The organism is Bacillus cereus group sp. MYBK14-1, assembly GCF_051916885.1.
Classification (GTDB): domain Bacteria; phylum Bacillota; class Bacilli; order Bacillales; family Bacillaceae_G; genus Bacillus_A; species Bacillus_A cereus.
In genome coordinates this window covers 113,968-130,430 of record NZ_JBQAHM010000010.1, presented here as the reverse complement: position 1 = coordinate 130,430, position 16,463 = coordinate 113,968, and the positions used below count along the sequence as shown (strand labels likewise).

Genomic DNA, 16,463 nt, shown 5'->3' with positions numbered 1-16,463 from the left:
AAAATAGAGGGTTGATGAATTTGCTGGAGTAAATATGGAAAAATAGATAAAAAAATGAAAACTGATAGATTTTTTCGTTGTGAAATTGACTTTTAGTGAAGTTGCGATAATAATCATGGAAGAGGTGATATGATGAAACGAATAAGTAGTCTTTTCTTCAGTAGTTTATTGGCATTAATGCTGATCTTAAGCGGATGTGCAGGAAAAGAACAAAAAACAGAGAAACAGACAGGGAATCAAGCTACATCGGTAGAAAAAATTAGTGATAATATTTTAGATGAAATGGAAGGACCACCTAAAAATGGTCATACGATTGAAAGACATGTAGGCAAGTCAGAAGAGGATTTGAAGAATCGCTTGAAGACAGATAAAGTGTCAGCCGCAAGTACATACTATGATAAAGAAACAGCGACGAAAGCTGTAAAAGATAGCTTGAAGCAACATGACAAGGAAATTCAAGATTGGTTAAAAAATTCTAAAGAGGCTCGTCTCGTATTAAATACAACTCATTCATTTCCTGTTGGAAAAACGGTAATAAAGAAAAATATGAGTGTAAAAGACAAGTTAGTAAAAACTGTTACTGTTTTAGCAAGAGATAAGTCAGGAGAATTAGGGTTTAAGATTATTACTTCTTATCCATCTGATAAATAAGAAGGGGGAGTACATTATGTATACGACATTACAATACTTTCTTAAATCGTACTGTACGTTAAGTATTCATGAGGATGAAATAGTAAGCGTGATGGAAGAGTTTATTGAACAAGAAGATGAAGAAATTGTTTTGAAATTACGTGATGAATTAATAAATATGAAGAAAAAGAACGCGTGGGAAGAGGCGTGTGTATTAGCTGCGAAGCAAGGAAATCGTATGTGGTCTTTAGAAGAAACGAAAGACCATCTTGAAACTTTTTTACTATTACTGCAAAAGAAAAAGGCGTGATTAAATCACGCCTTTTTCTTTATGTTATTCGGTTGATATTACCTATTCTTTTGGAGCGCTTTTATATACGCTTTTTGAAATTTGTCCATTTGATATTACTTCCCCGTTTTGTGTTACTTTTTTATACGTAACCGCGGTGATTTTATCACTAGTTCTACTAATTACTTGAGAAGAAACTTCAACATTTTTACCAGTATTTGTACCGAAAATGCGTGTAGTAATACTACCTCCATTTGAAAATGCTTGAATATAAATATGATTGCCTGTATTATTTTTAAATTTTAAATCTGGACCATAATCTGCTACTGCTGCATCTTGCCCAAGTGGTAAATAATTTACTGGCATAGAATGATTGCTTCGAGAAACAATGCCTAAATCTGCCCTTAAAGCTGCACTGTATAATGTACTACTGACTTGGCAAACTCCTCCGCCTGCACTTTGTATTACTTTACCTTGTGAATATACTGCTGCAGATTTATAACCATGTGCAGCATCAGTTACGCCAACGCGACCGTTAAAACTAAATGTTTCATCAGGTGCGACAATAACCCCACTTAAAGTATTAGCTGACTTATTTACGTTAAATGATTGATTTCCGTTACGGCCAGCCATTGGAGTAGAATATTCAGCAATGACTTCTTTAATACCCATTTTCTGTATGTCTTCTGTAGAACGTTCTGGTTTTATGAATGTAACTGGTAATGTAACATCTGATTTACCAGTAGTAATAGCTTCATTTGTTAAACCGCTTAGTTTCCCTTTATCAATTTTTTCTCCGTTTTGGCTTTGACTAATATTTACTGTTGAGCCTTCAATACTTAATTCTGCGTTAACAGGATTTTTTAATGTTTCATTATATTTATCTTTTATAAAGGTTTCATAAGCTGTTGCATTTAATTGTGGTGTTAATTTATAGTCACGTTTTAATTCACCGTTTTCAGCTTGCTTACGCATTTTGTAACGATTCATTACGTTTCCTTCTTGTTCTTTGAAGATTTTGTCAATAATATCTTTCTCTTTATAATTTATTCCTAAATCTTTCCATGTGTAAGTTTGTTTATCGTTTTGGAATATGTAGGTAAGGGATTTTTGATCTAACTCAGTTACCTTTTGATTAATAATTGCTTGAATATCCTTCTTATTTTTTCCGTCGAGAGAAATACCTTCAAATGTAGTATTTGGTAATGCAGTAGTATCTAATTGATTATTTAATTTGGATACATATTGATATCCCCCAACACCGCCTACACAAAGTAATATGCCCCCAGCAATTGCAGAACCAATCAGTATTTTACTTAGCTTCATTTATTTCCCCCCAGAAATTTATGTATAAATATATGTATTACATTTTTTGTATAAAAATGATGAAAATAACATTATGTACGTACTAGTATACTATTATTTTCACTGTGTGTGTAATGTTTTCATAAAAAATGTTACACCGCTGTAATAATTGTCACTTCTTGTCACAATGTGTATGAAAAATATGTTGAAAAATATAATAAAAAGGCTGTCTAGAAAGATCTAGCAGCCTTTTTATTATAATTTTTTATGTTCATTTTTATTCGTAACACCGAGATGTTTTTGAAGGGTAGTTGAAATAGTATCGACGCTTTTTTCATTTGGAACGTAATAATAAATACCACCTATATATTTATCTGTACCCTCTACTTGCATTTTTTCCATTTTTAAATTTGAATCCATTGAATTTTTTGTAATTGTCATCATATCATCAAAAGTTAAATTAGTTTTTAAATCTTTATCGACAGCGTCTAGTAGGCCACCGATTTTATTAATGGAATTAAGAGATAGTGCCTTTTCAGCAATGGCCTCTAATACAAGCTGTTGACGTTGACCACGCATATAATCACTATCGATATGACGAGTTCTAGCTAGTGCCAGTGCCTCTTCTCCATTTAAATGTTGACGTCCTTTTTTTAGATGAATGGCATCTGCTTCATCTTTACTATTTTGCTCTGTGAACTCAACTGGAACGTCTACAGTAATACCACCAAGAGAATCAACAATTTTAATAAAGGATTTAAAATTGAATTTTACATAGTAGTCAACTGGAACATCTAAAAAGTTCTCTACCGTATCAATTGTGCTGTCTACACCACCGAATACGTGCGCATGTGTGATTTTATCGTATTTATCACGTGATTTAATGTAGACGCGTGAGTCACGTGGAATGCTTACAAGTTTAACGGATTTATCGTTTTTATTAATTGTTGCAAGTAATAACGCATCTGTTCGAGTTGCTTTTCCATAACCTTTTTCCCTAATATCACTTTCATCAACACCCATAATTAGTACGGAAATATTGTCGGTCATAGGTTTAACAGCTTTTTCACGTTTACTGGACTTATCTCCTCGACCTAGTTCAGCATAAGCGTTATTTAAGACGGACTTTGCTTTACTGTATATATGGAAGGAGTAGCCTCCTGCTCCAAGTGCTACAATTAGTAATGGAATAAGAAGGAACCAAAGTAGGCGTTTTTTCTTTGAGCGTCCTTTTTTGGCTCGCGTATTGTTGTTCGTGTCGGATTTCATCATTTTTTCTCCTTTAAAACTATCAAAGTGTATACATTTAGAAGTGTATTCAAACACATAAAAAATATTTTACGCTAAATAAAAGCGATTGTACATGTATAAAAAATAGATGTCTTGATTATTTATAAGACACCTATTCGTTATTGTATACAAAAGATAGGGATAAGAAAATGATAAAATTTTACCTAATTACAACATAATGCTTACGATAATTGCAGATAAAATACTAACGAGAGTAGCTCCATATAGTAATTTAAGGCCAAACCTCGCAACAACGTTTCCTTGTTCTTCGTTTAGTCCTTTTACCGCACCTGAAATAATACCAATGGAAGAAAAATTGGCAAAAGATACAAGGAAAACAGAAATAATACCAACTGTACGGGGAGAAAGGCTATTAGAAATTTTACTAAGGTCCATCATTGCGACAAATTCATTCGTTACAAGCTTCGTTGCCATAATGCTGCCAGCCGCGACAATTTCAGAACTGGGTACACCGATAAGAAATGCGATAGGTGCAAATACATAGCCGATTAATTGTTGGAACGTAATACCGAATATAATGAGGAACAGGTCATTAATACAACTAATTAATGCGACGAATCCGATGAGCATAGCGCCGACAACAATGGCTACACGAAAACCATCAAGAATGTATTCTCCAAGCATTTCAAAAAAGCTTTGTTTTTCACCTTTGATTTCTAAAATATCTTCGTCATCTTTAACGTCGTAAGGGTTAATGATGAGTATGATAATAAAACCGCTAAATAAATTGAGAACGAGTGCAGTTACTACATATTTAGGTTCAATCATTGTCATATAGGCACCTACGATAGACATAGATACGGTTGACATAGCAGAGGCACAAAGTGTATAAAGACGGTGTTTTGGAATTTGAGCTAATTGTTTTTTCACTGTAATAAAAACTTCTGATTGGCCGACAATGGCAGAGGCGATAGCGTTGTAAGATTCTAATTTACCAAGACCATTTATTTTACTAAGAAAGTACCCGATCCAACGAATAAAAAATGGTAGTATTTTGAAATGTTGTAATATACCAATTAAAACAGAAATAAAGACGATTGGTAATAATACAGTAAGGAAAAATGGCATTTCACCTTTATTTGCAAGACCACCAAATACGAAATTTATTCCATCAGCAGCATACTCGAGTAGCTTGGTAAACAAACTGGAAATGATTCTAATAAGTATGAGGCCGATTTCTGTATTTAATAGTAAATAGGTTAAAATTAACTGTATAATAAGCATGATAAAAATTGGTTTAAATTTAATATGCTTCTTATTATTGCTAGCAATATAAGCGAGCAAGAAAACAACAATTAGTCCGACGAAAAAAGTAATGAATTTCATGGTAAGCCCCCTAAAAGAGATATTCTGCTATATATGTTTTTCATTTCAAGTGAGAATATGCATCTTTGGTAAAGAAAGGAATAGAGAGAGCATGAATATATGTAGAGTGCATCACGTTGCAATTATTTGTTCGAATTATGAGATGTCAAAGGATTTTTATACTAGGATATTAGGGTTTAAAGAGATAAATGAAGTATATAGAAAGGAACGAGATTCTTATAAATTAGATTTATGTGTAGGAGAAGAGTATCAAATCGAATTATTTTCATTTCCAAATCCGCCTGAGCGCAAAAGTTTTCCAGAAGCAGCCGGTCTTAGACATTTAGCATTTGCTGTTACAAATATAGAAGAAGCTGTGAAGCATTTAAACCAATGTGGTGTTGAGACGGAACCGATCCGTATTGATGAAATAACGGGGAAGAAATTCGTCTTTTTCCAAGACCCTGATGCTTTACCTTTAGAATTGTATGAGGTTTGAAAATTGGTGGATTTTATATAGAGTTGCTGTCCAATAATTGAAGAAACTAAAGTGAAACTTCTTTTTAAAAGGAGGTGTAACTTTAGCTAAGAAAGCTAAAGAGCATATGTGGATATTTTAAAATTATTGATGGTAGTCATTCTTATTGGGTTAACAGCATTTTTTGTGGCTGTTGAATTTGCAATTATTAAGGTACGTAGCAGTCGTATTGATCAACTCGTTAGCGAAAAAAGACGAGGTGCACTGGCAGCTAAAAAGGTAACTTCAAATTTAGATGAATATTTATCGGCCTGTCAGCTAGGTATTACAATTACTGCTTTAGGGCTTGGGTGGTTAGGGGAACCAACCATTAAACATTTACTCGAGCCGTTGTTTTTAAAATTAAAATTCTCACCTGCAATTTCCAGTACAGTTTCATTTATTATTGCCTTTGCAGTAATTACATTTTTACATGTTGTCATTGGGGAACTTGCTCCAAAGACATTTGCTATACAAAAAGCAGAACAAGTTAGCTTATTGTTATCGAAACCACTTATTTATTTTTACCGAGTTATGTATCCGTTTATTTGGGCTTTGAATGGTTCAGCGAGGGTTGTAACTGGTTTATTCGGATTACATCCAGCTTCTGAACATGAAGTAGCTCATTCAGAAGAAGAATTAAGGTTAATCTTATCTGAGAGCTATGAGAGCGGAGAGATTAACCAAAGGGAATTTAAATATGTAAATAATATTTTTGAATTTGATAATAGAGTAGCAAAAGAAATTATGGTACCTCGTACGGAAGTTGTAGGCTTATATGAGGACGAACCATTTGAAACACATATTAAAGTAATCGCGCAAGAAAAGTACACGAGATATCCTGTATTTGGTGAAGATAAAGATGAAATTATTGGGATGGTTAATGTAAAAGATTTATTTATTCGTTATATGGATGGTAATCGGGATGAGGAGTGCTCAATTATGCCATATACAAGGCCAGTTATTGAAGTGCTAGAAAATATTCCAATTCATGATTTACTATTACAAATGCAAAGAAAACACATTCCATTAGCTGTATTGTATGATGAATATGGTGGTACAGCTGGGATTGTTACACTAGAAGATATTTTAGAAGAAATTGTTGGAGAAATTCGAGATGAATACGATGAAGATGAGAATCCCCCTATAGAGCATATAAGTGAAGGTTATAAAATCGTAGAAGGAAAAGTGCTTATTAGTGAAGTAAATGATTTGCTTGGCATACATTTAATTGCTGATGATGTAGATACAATTGGTGGCTGGATTATGGTACAAAAACAAATCGTTGCTGAAGGAGATATTATTGAGAAACACGGTTTTTATTTTAAAGTCCTTGAAAAGGATATGCATCAAATTAAACGAGTGGAAATAAGGAAAGTAGAAGAATGATTTTCTATAAACTTTAATAAAAAGGATATACAGAAAAATAAATGTTTGCGCTTTCAAAAAAGGTGCTATATAGTGAAGGTGGATACTGAAAAATTCTTCTGAATGATACTCGTGTTTTTAGAGGGCGGATTTTTTGGATAAGGATTTAGAATGAAAAAGTATAGGTGATAAAAATGATAGCAACGAAGGATATACGTATAGAAAAAGATTTTTTAGGTGAAAAAGAAGTACCAAGTGCAGCTTATTATGGTGTACAAACATTACGTGCCGTAGAAAACTTCCCAATTACAGGATATCGCATTCATCCATCACTCATTACAGCAATGGCAATTGTGAAAAAAGCGGCGGCGCTTGCGAATATAGATACTGGTTACTTAGCTAAAGACATTGGACATGAAATTGCAGAAGCAGCGCAAGAAATTGTTGATGGAAAGTTTCATGATCAATTTATCGTGGATCCTATTCAAGGCGGAGCCGGAACTTCTATTAATATGAATACAAATGAAGTAATTGCGAATAGAGCGTTAGAACGTATGGGATATGAAAAAGGGGCGTATGCGAAAATTAGCCCAAACACTCATGTGAACATGGCCCAATCAACGAACGATGCGTTTCCAACAGGGATTCATATTGCAACTCTTATGATGTTAGAAAAGCTTCTTATTACAATGGAAGAACTTCATTCTGCTTTTCGTAAAAAAGCAAAAGAGTTTGATCACGTTATTAAAATGGGACGCACACATTTACAAGATGCAGTTCCAATTCGCCTTGGACAAGAATTTGAAGCGTATAGCCGAGTGCTTGCGCGTGATATAAAAAGAATTAAACAGTCTCGTCAGCATTTATATGAAGTGAATATGGGGGCGACAGCTGTTGGTACAGGATTGAATGCAAATCCTATGTATATTGAACAAGTGGTAAAACATTTAAGAACGTTTAGTGGATTCCCACTTGTTGGTGCAGAGCATTTAGTTGATGCAACGCAAAATACAGATGCATACACAGAAGTATCTGCAGCACTTAAAGTATGTATGATGAACATGTCTAAAATTGCAAACGATCTTCGTATTATGGCGTCTGGACCACGTGTTGGGTTAGCTGAAATTCAATTGCCAGCACGTCAGCCAGGTTCATCGATTATGCCAGGTAAAGTAAATCCAGTTATGGCAGAAGTGATTAACCAAGTCGCATTCCAAGTAATCGGAAACGATCATACAATTTGCTTAGCATCAGAAGCAGGACAATTAGAGTTAAACGTAATGGAGCCTGTGCTTGTATTTAATTTAATTCAATCTATTAGTATTATGAATAATGGATTCCGTGTATTCCGTGAATATTGTATTGAAGGAATTACGGCAAATGAAGAATTGCTGAAGCAATATGTTGAGAAAAGTGTTGGAATTATTACAGCAGTTAATCCTCATATTGGTTATGAAGTAGCATCTCGTATTGCACGTGAAGCAATTGAAACAGGGAAATCTGTTAGGGAGTTATGTTTAGAACATGGTGTACTGACAGAAGAGGAATTGGATATTATTTTAGATCCATTCGAAATGACTCACCCTGAAATTGCTGGAGCTTCTTTATTAAAAAATAAAAAAATGTAATGTGAAAAACACCGATCCACTTGGATCGGTGTTTTATTTTTAAAAGATATTAAATACAGCGTTTAATTGAAGTAAGCTAATAACAGCTAAGAAGATTAAACTGTATTTCATTGCTGTTTTAAATAGAGCAGATTCTTTACCAACTAGTCCAACTGCGGCACAAGCAACTGCTACAGATTGTGGTGAAACCATTTTTGCCATTGTACCACCTACTACGTTTAAGGCAACGAGTGTAGAAGGAACGATGTTTAACTGGTCTGCTGTTACTGCTTGAAGTGGTGCGAATAAAGAACCACTTGAAACTACTGAACCTGTAATGAATACGCCAATCCATCCTAAGATTGGAGAAAGAACTGGGAATGCATTACCAGTAGAAGAGAATGCAAGTCCAAGTGTAGATGACATACCAGAGTAGTTTTCTACGTAAGCTAAAGCGATAACGCTACAAATTGTATATACTGGAGCTTTTAATTCTTTCATTGTTTCAATCATTAATTCTTTAACCATTTTACCTTTTACGCGGTAAACGATAAGTGAAACGATAATTGCTAGTACAATCGCAGTAGTTGTAGAAGAGAATACATCAAATTTGAAAACAGCTGCGAAAGGTGTATCAGCTTTTGTAATTGGTGTAGTTTTCATAACAGCATTATGAAGACCAGGGAACTGAATGTTAAATACTAAGTTTGCTAACGCACCATCTGGAGCAAATAAAGCTTTAATCGGTTTTAAGTTAAAGATTGTTACAAATGCAGTTAAGAATACGAATGGAGACCAAGCGTATAAAATTTGATTGAATGTATGTGATACTTTAGTTTCTTGTTTTTCTTCTTTAGTAGAAGATTTTGGTTGCCAAACACGTAAGAATAATGCAAGAGCAATCATACTTACAACTGCTGCGAAAATATTAGTAAGTTCTGCACCTAAGAAGTAAGTCACAGCGAATTGAGTAATAGCGAAAGAAACACCACTTACAAGAATACCTTGCCAAGTTTCTTTAATACCTTTAATTCCATCGACCATTGAAACAAGTAAGAAAGGTAAAATAATACTAATGAAAGGTAAAATAAGAACAGTTTGACGACCAATAGTTAATGCGTCAAGTTGAGTTAATTGTGCTGGCACTGTAACTGGAATACCCATAGCACCCATAGCACCACCAGCAATATTAGCTACTAAACAAATACCTGCTGCTTTTAATGGATTAAAGCCCATACCTACAAGTAGTGCGGCTGTAATAGCAACTGGAACCCCTAGACCAGCTGCACCTTCTAAGAAAGCACCGAAAGAATAAGCGATTAATAATACTTGTAAACGTTGATCATTTGTAATGCTTGAAATACTATCGCGAATAATATTGAATTGCTCTGTTTTAACAGTTAATTTGTAAAGGAAAATTGCGGCGATAACGATAGTACAAATTGGATAAAATCCAGATAAAACACCGAATCCAGCAGATGCTACAGCTACTGTTGCTGGCATTTTATAAACAAATATTGCAAGGATAATAGCGACAATCACACTATAAAGACCAGCCATGTAACTTTTCATTTTGAATCCCATTAAACAAATGATGAAACAAAAGATTGGAAGTGCTGCGATTAGTGCAGATAACCAAATATTGTTTAATGGGTCATAAATTTGTGTCCAAGTACTCATAATAATGACAACTCCTATCTATTATATGTGAAGAAATTCACATTATTTGTGAAACTATTCACAATCAACTTACATGCTTAGTATATTCTCCTTCAACACTATTGTCAACGTAAAAAAGTATAATTATTCCATAATAGTGTTAAAAGAAAAGCTTTGTTCATAAAGTAGACAAAAAACACACTCAAATGAATTTAAGTGTGCTGTATAAACTATTTGCATATTATTTTGCTTATTCAGCTGGCATGTTTCCTATAAGTGTATATTAGATGCCATCTTTTATATCGAGTATAAAGTTTGATATATGAACTGATCTGTCCTATTTGATCTAGTGTGAGGGAGGATTGGTGAGTGGATTTAAATAGGAAGTTTTGCACAACAGTCCAACCGCTTGCAATACGAATAAAAAATTAGAAACAAATTTTTAATATCACATCATCTCTTTTTACTGAAAATTCCTTTTAGCGTAACAAAGAGGTTAATTATAGTTCAACTACATTACGATAGGTTATCAATTATAGACGGTATTTTACAATACCGTTACTGTGCGTTTCAATGAGGTGAAAATATAACAAAAAGCTTGATAAAACAACGTTTGCAAGCAAAGTATTCGTAGGCCATTATTTTGCTTTTTCGTTATATCATATAGTATAATATTCAAAATCAGCAAGGATTTTTTCCTGAATTTTTGCTGATAAAGATGGAAAAATTTTTCGGCTTTATAGGTTGATAAAGTTATGTCGTAACAGGAAATATAAGAACAGATATATAAATAAATAAAAAGAACATAAAAACGCAAATAAAAACGAAAATGAGGGGAACTTTATGAGCCAAAATCAATTCGAATGTCGTATTTCAGAAGAAGATGTACAAATGTTAAGAGCGTTAGCTCACCCACTTCGTCTACGTCTAGTAATGGAACTTATGCAAAGAGGAACATGTAATGTAACACAACTACAGGAAGTATTAGAAATTCCGCAATCAACGGTTTCACAACATTTAACGAAGTTAAAGCAAAATAAAGTAGTGCGCTTTGAAAGACGAGGATTAGAAGTGTATTATCAAATCCATAATGATAAAGTAAGTGCGGTAGTAAAAACATTATTTTCTTAAAATTTGAATATTATGGAAAAAGACGTATGGAATATACGTCTTTTTTTATTTGTCAGAAAGGTAGCGAGAGAGTAAATATTAGCATGTGAGGAAGAAATGACTACCAATCAACATGCTGCCTTACGGAATATATTCTAAAAGGAAAAGAAAAAATAGAAAGGAGTGTAGTAAGCAAAAGGAGGGACAGTAGTATGGATGTGAAACGTGTGAAACAAATTTTATCTTCTTCAAGTAGAATTGACGTTACATATGAGGGCGTACCAGTATGGATTGAGAGCTGTGATGAGCAGAAGGGGAGTGCTCAAGTGTATGATGTATCTAATCCTGGTGAGAGCGTTCATGTGGACGTGACAGCTTTAGAGGAGAAATAATAAAAAAGACGCTTCTCAATTGAGAAGCGTCTTTTTGTTATTCCATCATATGTGCAATTTTCTTAGAGAACATAAGAAGTACTAATCCCAGTACAATTACGATAATACCGATACTTGCGAATACTTCTAAATATCCTAAAGATTGAGTGAAAGCAGCTAATTGTCCTGCTAATAAGTTTGCGCAGCCAGTACCAGCTAACCATACACCCATTAATAATGATGCTAATTTAACAGGAGCGATTGCACTTACCATAGATAATCCGATAGGTGATAAGAATAACTCACCGATTGTATGGAACATGTAAGTGAATACAATGAATAGTAAGTTTGCCTTTATTGTAATATTACTTTCATCGCTACCAGTTTTTAATACAGCTAAAGTTAGAACTAGATATCCAATTCCTAGTAAAATCATACCTAATGCCATTTTTGTTGGGATTTTTAAATCACCATTTTTTGTTTTTGAAAGTTTAATCCATAATGCAGAAACTGGTAATGCTAATAAGATAATGAATAGTGGGTTTACAGATTGGAACCAAGGTGTTGGAATTGTAAATCCACCGATTGTACGATCTACGAACTTATCTGTGTAAAGTGTTAAAGAACTACCAGCTTGCTCAAATCCTGCCCAGAAGAATACTACGAAACAAGTTAAAATTAAAATTGCAGCAGTGCGTTTTTTCTCTTGTGTTGTTAAAGGTTTTTTCTCAATTACTTTTGCATTTTTTTCTTTAGATTTTTTCCCTACAACAGTTGTTCCGATAGATCCTAAGTAACGAGGTGCTAATAAGTTAAAGGCAATCTGACCTATGATCATACCGATACAAGCTGTTAAGAATCCATATTTATAATCTGCGAAATAACCGCAAATGAATGGAGCAACAAAAGCCCCTAAGTTAATTCCCATGTAGAAGATAGTGAAGGCACTATCACGACGAGAATCGTTTTCGCTATATAATTGACCTAATAAAGTCGAAATATTTGGTTTGAAGAATCCATTACCAATAACTAATAATCCTAATCCTAAAAATAGTCCGGTTTTTGTGTTCATTGAAAATAGTACAAAGTTACCAAGTGCCATGATGATACCACCAATAGTAATGGCATGTCGCTTCGTAATGAAATGGTCAGTTAACCAACCACCGATAATCGGTGTGAAGTATACTAACATTGTGAAAATACCGTAAATTTGAACTGCAACTGCTTTATCAAATCCTAAACCGCCGCTTACTAAGCTCGTTGTTAAATAAAGAACTAATAAGCCACGCATTCCGTAATAACTAAATCTTTCCCATGCTTCTGTAAAGAACAACAAGTATAACCCTGGTGGATGTTTTTTTGGTGATTGTTGCTCTCCAGCTTTGTCTAATTTTAAAGCTGCATCCATTTTTGTTTCCCCCTAATCCTGTATAACGGATATTTATGTAATCATTTTAATTTACAAAATATTTAGAAGTCAATAGAATTATATGGAAATAGAAAGAAAATTTCTAAAAAAGTTCTATTTTTCTTCAACCGTTACTGTATTTTGCCCTGAAAACGAGATGATAAGCGTTTTCAAATGTAATAATTGAATTCTAAAAGAAAATAAAATAGTGATTAATCAGAAAATTTAGATTAAAATATCTATTCTAATATAGAGAAAATATATTCTATTCACTTTTATAATATAACATATTGGGAATAAAAATACAAAATGAAATAATGTGACACTTCAGTGAAATAGAAAATAGCCAGCACCATAGAAGGGTGCTGACTAGAGGTGTATTATTTAACAAAGCGCTTTTCGATGTCATCTAGTAATAGGTTAGCAGCAATTACACCGCCAGCTGTATTCCAAATAACATCGTCGACTTTGTATGCTTTACCATTCTTTACGGCATTTAAATTTTTAAATAGAGGATCGTTTATATATTCTTTTTCTAGTTCAGATCCTTTTTTCTCATTTCCTTTATCGAATGTGAAGTAGAATAATACGTCACCATCCATAGCAGAAATACGCTCTTTAGATACGTTACGCTCTGCAAAATCATCTTTGTTTTGATCTCCAGGACGTTTAAATCCAAGTTCTTTTAAAATAACACCAGAGAATGTATCGCCATGATAAATACGAACATCACCAGGCATGAAACGAACCATAGAGATTTCTTGATTTACTTTATCGCCAAGTTTGCCTTTTAAATCTTTCATACGTGATTCGTAATCAGCTACAACTTTTTGACCTTCTTTTTCTTTATTTAATGCTTTTGCATAAAATTTGAAGTTATCTTTCCATTCACCACGTAATGTTTCTGAGAACACAGTAGGTGCAATTGCTTTTAATTGTTCGTACACTTTTTCGTGGCGCATTTTGTTACCGATAATTAAGTCTGGTTTTAAAGAAGCGATTGTTTCAACGTTAACTTGTCCTTCATCACCAACAACTTTTACATCTTTCATTTTATCCTTAATATGTGGATACCATGGGTCACCAGTCCAAGACTTTACAGCACCAACTGGTTTCACACCTAATTCAAGTAAAGCTTCAGTTCCTTCATTTGTTAAGATAACTACACGTTTTGGATTAGCAGGAACTTCTGTTTTACCCATTGCATGTTCTACAGTAACCACTTCTTTTTTATTATCTTCTTTTGTAGATTCTTCTTTGTTATTTGATTTTCCACAAGCGCTTAAAAGCATTGAAAATGCTAGTAAAAATACAAATACTGTAAACGATTTCTTCCGCATGAAATTCATTATGTACCCCCTATATGTTGAGAATATTTTTCAATAGCAAGCATGATATTAAGCCTTTATCTTTTGATTGTCAATACATATGGGTGAAAATAATTCTCATTTCCGTTGACAATGAGAATTAAGTTGAAATACACTAACAACGTATCATTATACATTGAAGGGGAAACGCTGCATGTTATTAAAAACAAATCGAGCAAAATGGATTGGATTATTTGTTGGAATCATTGCAGTCGTTATTTGTATTTGGGGAAGTATTATTTTCGGATATACAAATACGAGTTGGAAACTAGCATTGGATGCTTTTTTCCATTTTAACGGTTCCAATGAACATATTATTATTCAAAATGTACGTCTGCCTAGGGCGTTAATTGCAGCTAGTGTTGGTGCTAGTTTAGCCATCGCGGGTTGTCTTATGCAAACTTTAACTAAGAATCCACTTGCTTCTCCAGATTTTATTGGATTAAATTCAGGTGCTGCGTTCTTTATAGTTGTAGCAATTGTAATCTTTTCAGTAACATCATTATCAGCTTTCACATGGATTGCCTTTTTAGGAGCGGCGGTTGCAGCTGTACTTGTATTTGCTTCTAGTTCTTTAGGAAAAGAAGGGACTACTCCTCTTAAGTTAACGTTAGCAGGGGTCGCAATTAGTGCATTATTTTCATCATTAACACAAGGATTACTTGTGTTAAATGAAAAAGCACTTGAAGAGGTATTATTTTGGCTTGCTGGATCTGTGCAAGGGAGAAAGTTAGAAATTTTACAATCTGTATTCCCATATTTATTAATAGGATGGATTGCATCTCTTATGATGGCAGGGAAAGTAAATACATTGATGATGGGAGAAGACGTCGCGAAAGGACTTGGACAACGAACAATTTTAATGAAATCATTCGTGTTACTTATTATTGTACTGTTGTCTGGTGGTTCAGTTGCGGTTGCTGGCCCAATTGGATTTATTGGAATTATTACTCCGCATTTTGCGAGATTTCTTGTTGGAGTTGACCACAGATGGAGAGTGCCTTATAGCGGATTGTTAGGTGCAATACTACTAATATTGGCTGATATAGCAGCAAGATATGTCATTATGCCACAAGAAGTACCAGTAGGAGTTATGACAGCATTTATTGGAGCTCCATTCTTTATTTATATTGCACGTAAGAGAGGGCTTAGCAAATGAAGAAATATATTCCGTTTCGTATAGGAAAAGGCGAGCTCTCGTTTTTAATGTATAAACGAGCTTGTCTCGTCTTGTTAAGTTTACTAGTTGTTTTAATAGGATTATTCTTTGCGAGCGCAGGTATGGGAGACATGAAAATTGCTCCTTATGACGTATGGCAAGCAATTACCGGAAATGGCGATGCAATGTCAAATATGGTTGTAAATAAGTTTCGTATGCCACGTATTTTAATTGCTATCCTCGTAGGAATTGCGCTTGCGGTAGCGGGCTGTATTTTACAAGGGCTCGTTCGAAATCCACTTGCTTCTCCTGATATCATCGGGATTACGGGCGGGGCAAGTGTCGCAGTTGTATTATTTTTAGCGCTATTTAGTGATAAAAATAATGCACTAACGGTAAGTATTCATTATATGCCGCTCGCAGCTTTTGCAGGAGCAACGATTGTAGCGGTTTTTGTATACTTATTTGCATGGAAAAATGATGGATTATCACCAATTAGTCTCGTTTTAATTGGTGTTGGATTTTGGGCATTAACGAAGGCGGCGACAACATTATTTATGTTGCTAGCACCAATTTATCAAGCGAGCCAAGCGACTGTATGGATTACGGGTACCGTTTACGGCTCTTCTTGGCAAAATGTTATGGTACTTGCGCCTTGGGTTCTCATTTTAACAGTAATATCATTTATCGCAGCTAGGCATTTAAATGCACAAGAGCTAGGGGATGATATAGCGGTAGGACTTGGGGTTCCTTTAACGAAGTCGCGTGTATTTATGTTATTACTTAGTACAGCTTTAATTGGTGGTGCGGTAGCCTTTGCCGGAGGGATTGGATTTGTCGGTTTAATGGCACCTCATATTTCACGAAGATTAGTTGGTTCTTTATACGGTGCATTACTCCCAGTTGCAGCTATTGTCGGTGCAATTCTAGTACTTGCTGCAGATTTAATAGGGCGTACAATTTTCACACCACTTGAAATTCCAGCAGGGGTATTTACATCAGCAATTGGTGCACCTTATTTCATTTATTTACTTTATAAAAGTCGGAATTCATAAAG

Annotated in this window: 15 protein-coding genes; 9 read left to right on the top strand and 6 right to left on the bottom strand. The window is 34.3% G+C overall.

Going from position 1 to position 16,463, the window contains the following annotated elements; all coding sequences use genetic code 11:
• The first annotated feature begins 132 nt into the window (after window positions 1-132).
• Window positions 133-651, top strand: a complete 519-nt coding sequence (locus tag ACTFR3_RS22330; RefSeq protein ID WP_000822694.1) for an RNase A-like domain-containing lipoprotein — start codon at window positions 133-135, stop codon at window positions 649-651.
• Between the two features lie 16 nt (window positions 652-667).
• Window positions 668-940, top strand: coding sequence for a hypothetical protein (locus tag ACTFR3_RS22325; RefSeq protein WP_000288803.1), 273 nt, complete (start codon window positions 668-670; stop codon window positions 938-940).
• 42 nt (window positions 941-982) lie between these two features.
• Here the strand turns inward: ACTFR3_RS22325 and ACTFR3_RS22320 are convergent, their stop codons facing one another.
• From ACTFR3_RS22320 to ACTFR3_RS22310, 3 genes are all read right to left on the bottom strand, one after another.
• Window positions 983-2,245 (bottom strand): VanW family protein, encoded by a 1,263-nt coding sequence (locus tag ACTFR3_RS22320; protein WP_000777355.1) that lies wholly within the window; start codon window positions 2,243-2,245, stop codon window positions 983-985.
• A gap of 234 nt (window positions 2,246-2,479) precedes the next feature.
• Complete coding sequence (locus tag ACTFR3_RS22315) at window positions 2,480-3,496, bottom strand: LCP family protein (RefSeq protein WP_002163841.1); 1,017 nt, start codon at window positions 3,494-3,496, stop codon at window positions 2,480-2,482.
• Between the two features lie 186 nt (window positions 3,497-3,682).
• On the bottom strand, window positions 3,683-4,861 hold the full coding sequence (locus ACTFR3_RS22310) for a NupC/NupG family nucleoside CNT transporter (protein ID WP_000668866.1): 1,179 nt from the start codon (window positions 4,859-4,861) through the stop codon (window positions 3,683-3,685).
• Window positions 4,862-4,952: 91 nt separating this feature from the next.
• Between ACTFR3_RS22310 and gloA2 the strand changes: the two genes are divergently transcribed.
• From gloA2 to aspA, 3 genes are all read left to right on the top strand, one after another.
• Window positions 4,953-5,339 carry an SMU1112c/YaeR family gloxylase I-like metalloprotein gene (gene gloA2, locus ACTFR3_RS22305; RefSeq protein WP_001017671.1) on the top strand — a complete coding sequence of 129 codons (387 nt, stop codon included), beginning with the start codon at window positions 4,953-4,955 and terminating at the stop codon, window positions 5,337-5,339.
• 108 nt (window positions 5,340-5,447) lie between these two features.
• The gene (locus ACTFR3_RS22300; RefSeq protein WP_000353313.1) at window positions 5,448-6,746 is read left to right on the top strand and encodes a hemolysin family protein; all 1,299 of its coding nucleotides are present in this window, start codon (window positions 5,448-5,450) and stop codon (window positions 6,744-6,746) included.
• A 173-nt stretch (window positions 6,747-6,919) separates the two neighbouring features.
• Complete coding sequence (gene aspA, locus ACTFR3_RS22295; RefSeq protein ID WP_000562128.1) at window positions 6,920-8,353, top strand: aspartate ammonia-lyase; 1,434 nt, start codon at window positions 6,920-6,922, stop codon at window positions 8,351-8,353.
• A gap of 39 nt (window positions 8,354-8,392) precedes the next feature.
• Here aspA and ACTFR3_RS22290 read toward each other — a convergent pair whose 3' ends face one another.
• Window positions 8,393-10,012: an L-lactate permease gene (locus ACTFR3_RS22290; RefSeq protein WP_000109096.1), complete on the bottom strand. Its 1,620-nt coding sequence runs from the start codon at window positions 10,010-10,012 to the stop codon at window positions 8,393-8,395.
• A gap of 822 nt (window positions 10,013-10,834) precedes the next feature.
• Here ACTFR3_RS22290 and ACTFR3_RS22285 point away from each other — a divergent pair.
• Together ACTFR3_RS22285 and ACTFR3_RS22280 are read left to right on the top strand one after the other, a co-directional pair.
• Window positions 10,835-11,122: an ArsR/SmtB family transcription factor gene (locus tag ACTFR3_RS22285; protein ID WP_000081428.1), complete on the top strand. Its 288-nt coding sequence runs from the start codon at window positions 10,835-10,837 to the stop codon at window positions 11,120-11,122.
• A 191-nt stretch (window positions 11,123-11,313) separates the two neighbouring features.
• The gene (locus tag ACTFR3_RS22280) at window positions 11,314-11,493 is read left to right on the top strand and encodes an acid-soluble spore protein H (protein ID WP_000382679.1); all 180 of its coding nucleotides are present in this window, start codon (window positions 11,314-11,316) and stop codon (window positions 11,491-11,493) included.
• A 37-nt stretch (window positions 11,494-11,530) separates the two neighbouring features.
• Here ACTFR3_RS22280 and ACTFR3_RS22275 read toward each other — a convergent pair whose 3' ends face one another.
• Window positions 11,531-12,880 carry a peptide MFS transporter gene (locus ACTFR3_RS22275; RefSeq protein WP_000338317.1) on the bottom strand — a complete coding sequence of 450 codons (1,350 nt, stop codon included), beginning with the start codon at window positions 12,878-12,880 and terminating at the stop codon, window positions 11,531-11,533.
• A 380-nt stretch (window positions 12,881-13,260) separates the two neighbouring features.
• A complete protein-coding gene (locus ACTFR3_RS22270; RefSeq protein ID WP_001010276.1) occupies window positions 13,261-14,229 on the bottom strand; it encodes an ABC transporter substrate-binding protein in 969 nt (322 codons plus the stop codon).
• Between the two features lie 172 nt (window positions 14,230-14,401).
• Here ACTFR3_RS22270 and ACTFR3_RS22265 point away from each other — a divergent pair, with 172 nt between their 5' ends.
• Window positions 14,402-15,406 (top strand): FecCD family ABC transporter permease, encoded by a 1,005-nt coding sequence (locus tag ACTFR3_RS22265; RefSeq protein WP_000925232.1) that lies wholly within the window; start codon window positions 14,402-14,404, stop codon window positions 15,404-15,406.
• Window positions 15,403-16,461, top strand: coding sequence for a FecCD family ABC transporter permease (locus tag ACTFR3_RS22260; RefSeq protein ID WP_063245913.1), 1,059 nt, complete (start codon window positions 15,403-15,405; stop codon window positions 16,459-16,461). Before ACTFR3_RS22265 ends, ACTFR3_RS22260 begins: the two co-directional genes overlap by 4 nt.
• Window positions 16,462-16,463: the final 2 nt, after the last annotated feature.

Excerpts from the sequence above, each read along its gene's own strand:
- ACTFR3_RS22315 (WP_002163841.1), bottom strand. The coding sequence starts at position 3,496 with ATGATGAAATCCGACACGAACAACAATACGCGAGCCAAAAAAGGACGC.
- ACTFR3_RS22285 (WP_000081428.1), top strand. The coding sequence starts at position 10,835 with ATGAGCCAAAATCAATTCGAATGTCGTATTTCAGAAGAAGATGTACAA.
- ACTFR3_RS22280 (WP_000382679.1), top strand. The coding sequence starts at position 11,314 with ATGGATGTGAAACGTGTGAAACAAATTTTATCTTCTTCAAGTAGAATT.
- ACTFR3_RS22310 (WP_000668866.1), bottom strand. The coding sequence starts at position 4,861 with ATGAAATTCATTACTTTTTTCGTCGGACTAATTGTTGTTTTCTTGCTC.
- ACTFR3_RS22325 (WP_000288803.1), top strand. The coding sequence starts at position 668 with ATGTATACGACATTACAATACTTTCTTAAATCGTACTGTACGTTAAGT.
- aspA (WP_000562128.1), top strand. The coding sequence starts at position 6,920 with ATGATAGCAACGAAGGATATACGTATAGAAAAAGATTTTTTAGGTGAA.
- ACTFR3_RS22260 (WP_063245913.1), top strand. The coding sequence starts at position 15,403 with ATGAAGAAATATATTCCGTTTCGTATAGGAAAAGGCGAGCTCTCGTTT.
- gloA2 (WP_001017671.1), top strand. The coding sequence starts at position 4,953 with ATGAATATATGTAGAGTGCATCACGTTGCAATTATTTGTTCGAATTAT.
- ACTFR3_RS22290 (WP_000109096.1), bottom strand. The coding sequence starts at position 10,012 with ATGAGTACTTGGACACAAATTTATGACCCATTAAACAATATTTGGTTA.
- ACTFR3_RS22270 (WP_001010276.1), bottom strand. The coding sequence starts at position 14,229 with ATGAATTTCATGCGGAAGAAATCGTTTACAGTATTTGTATTTTTACTA.
- ACTFR3_RS22265 (WP_000925232.1), top strand. The coding sequence starts at position 14,402 with ATGTTATTAAAAACAAATCGAGCAAAATGGATTGGATTATTTGTTGGA.
- ACTFR3_RS22275 (WP_000338317.1), bottom strand. The coding sequence starts at position 12,880 with ATGGATGCAGCTTTAAAATTAGACAAAGCTGGAGAGCAACAATCACCA.
- ACTFR3_RS22320 (WP_000777355.1), bottom strand. The coding sequence starts at position 2,245 with ATGAAGCTAAGTAAAATACTGATTGGTTCTGCAATTGCTGGGGGCATA.
- ACTFR3_RS22330 (WP_000822694.1), top strand. The coding sequence starts at position 133 with ATGAAACGAATAAGTAGTCTTTTCTTCAGTAGTTTATTGGCATTAATG.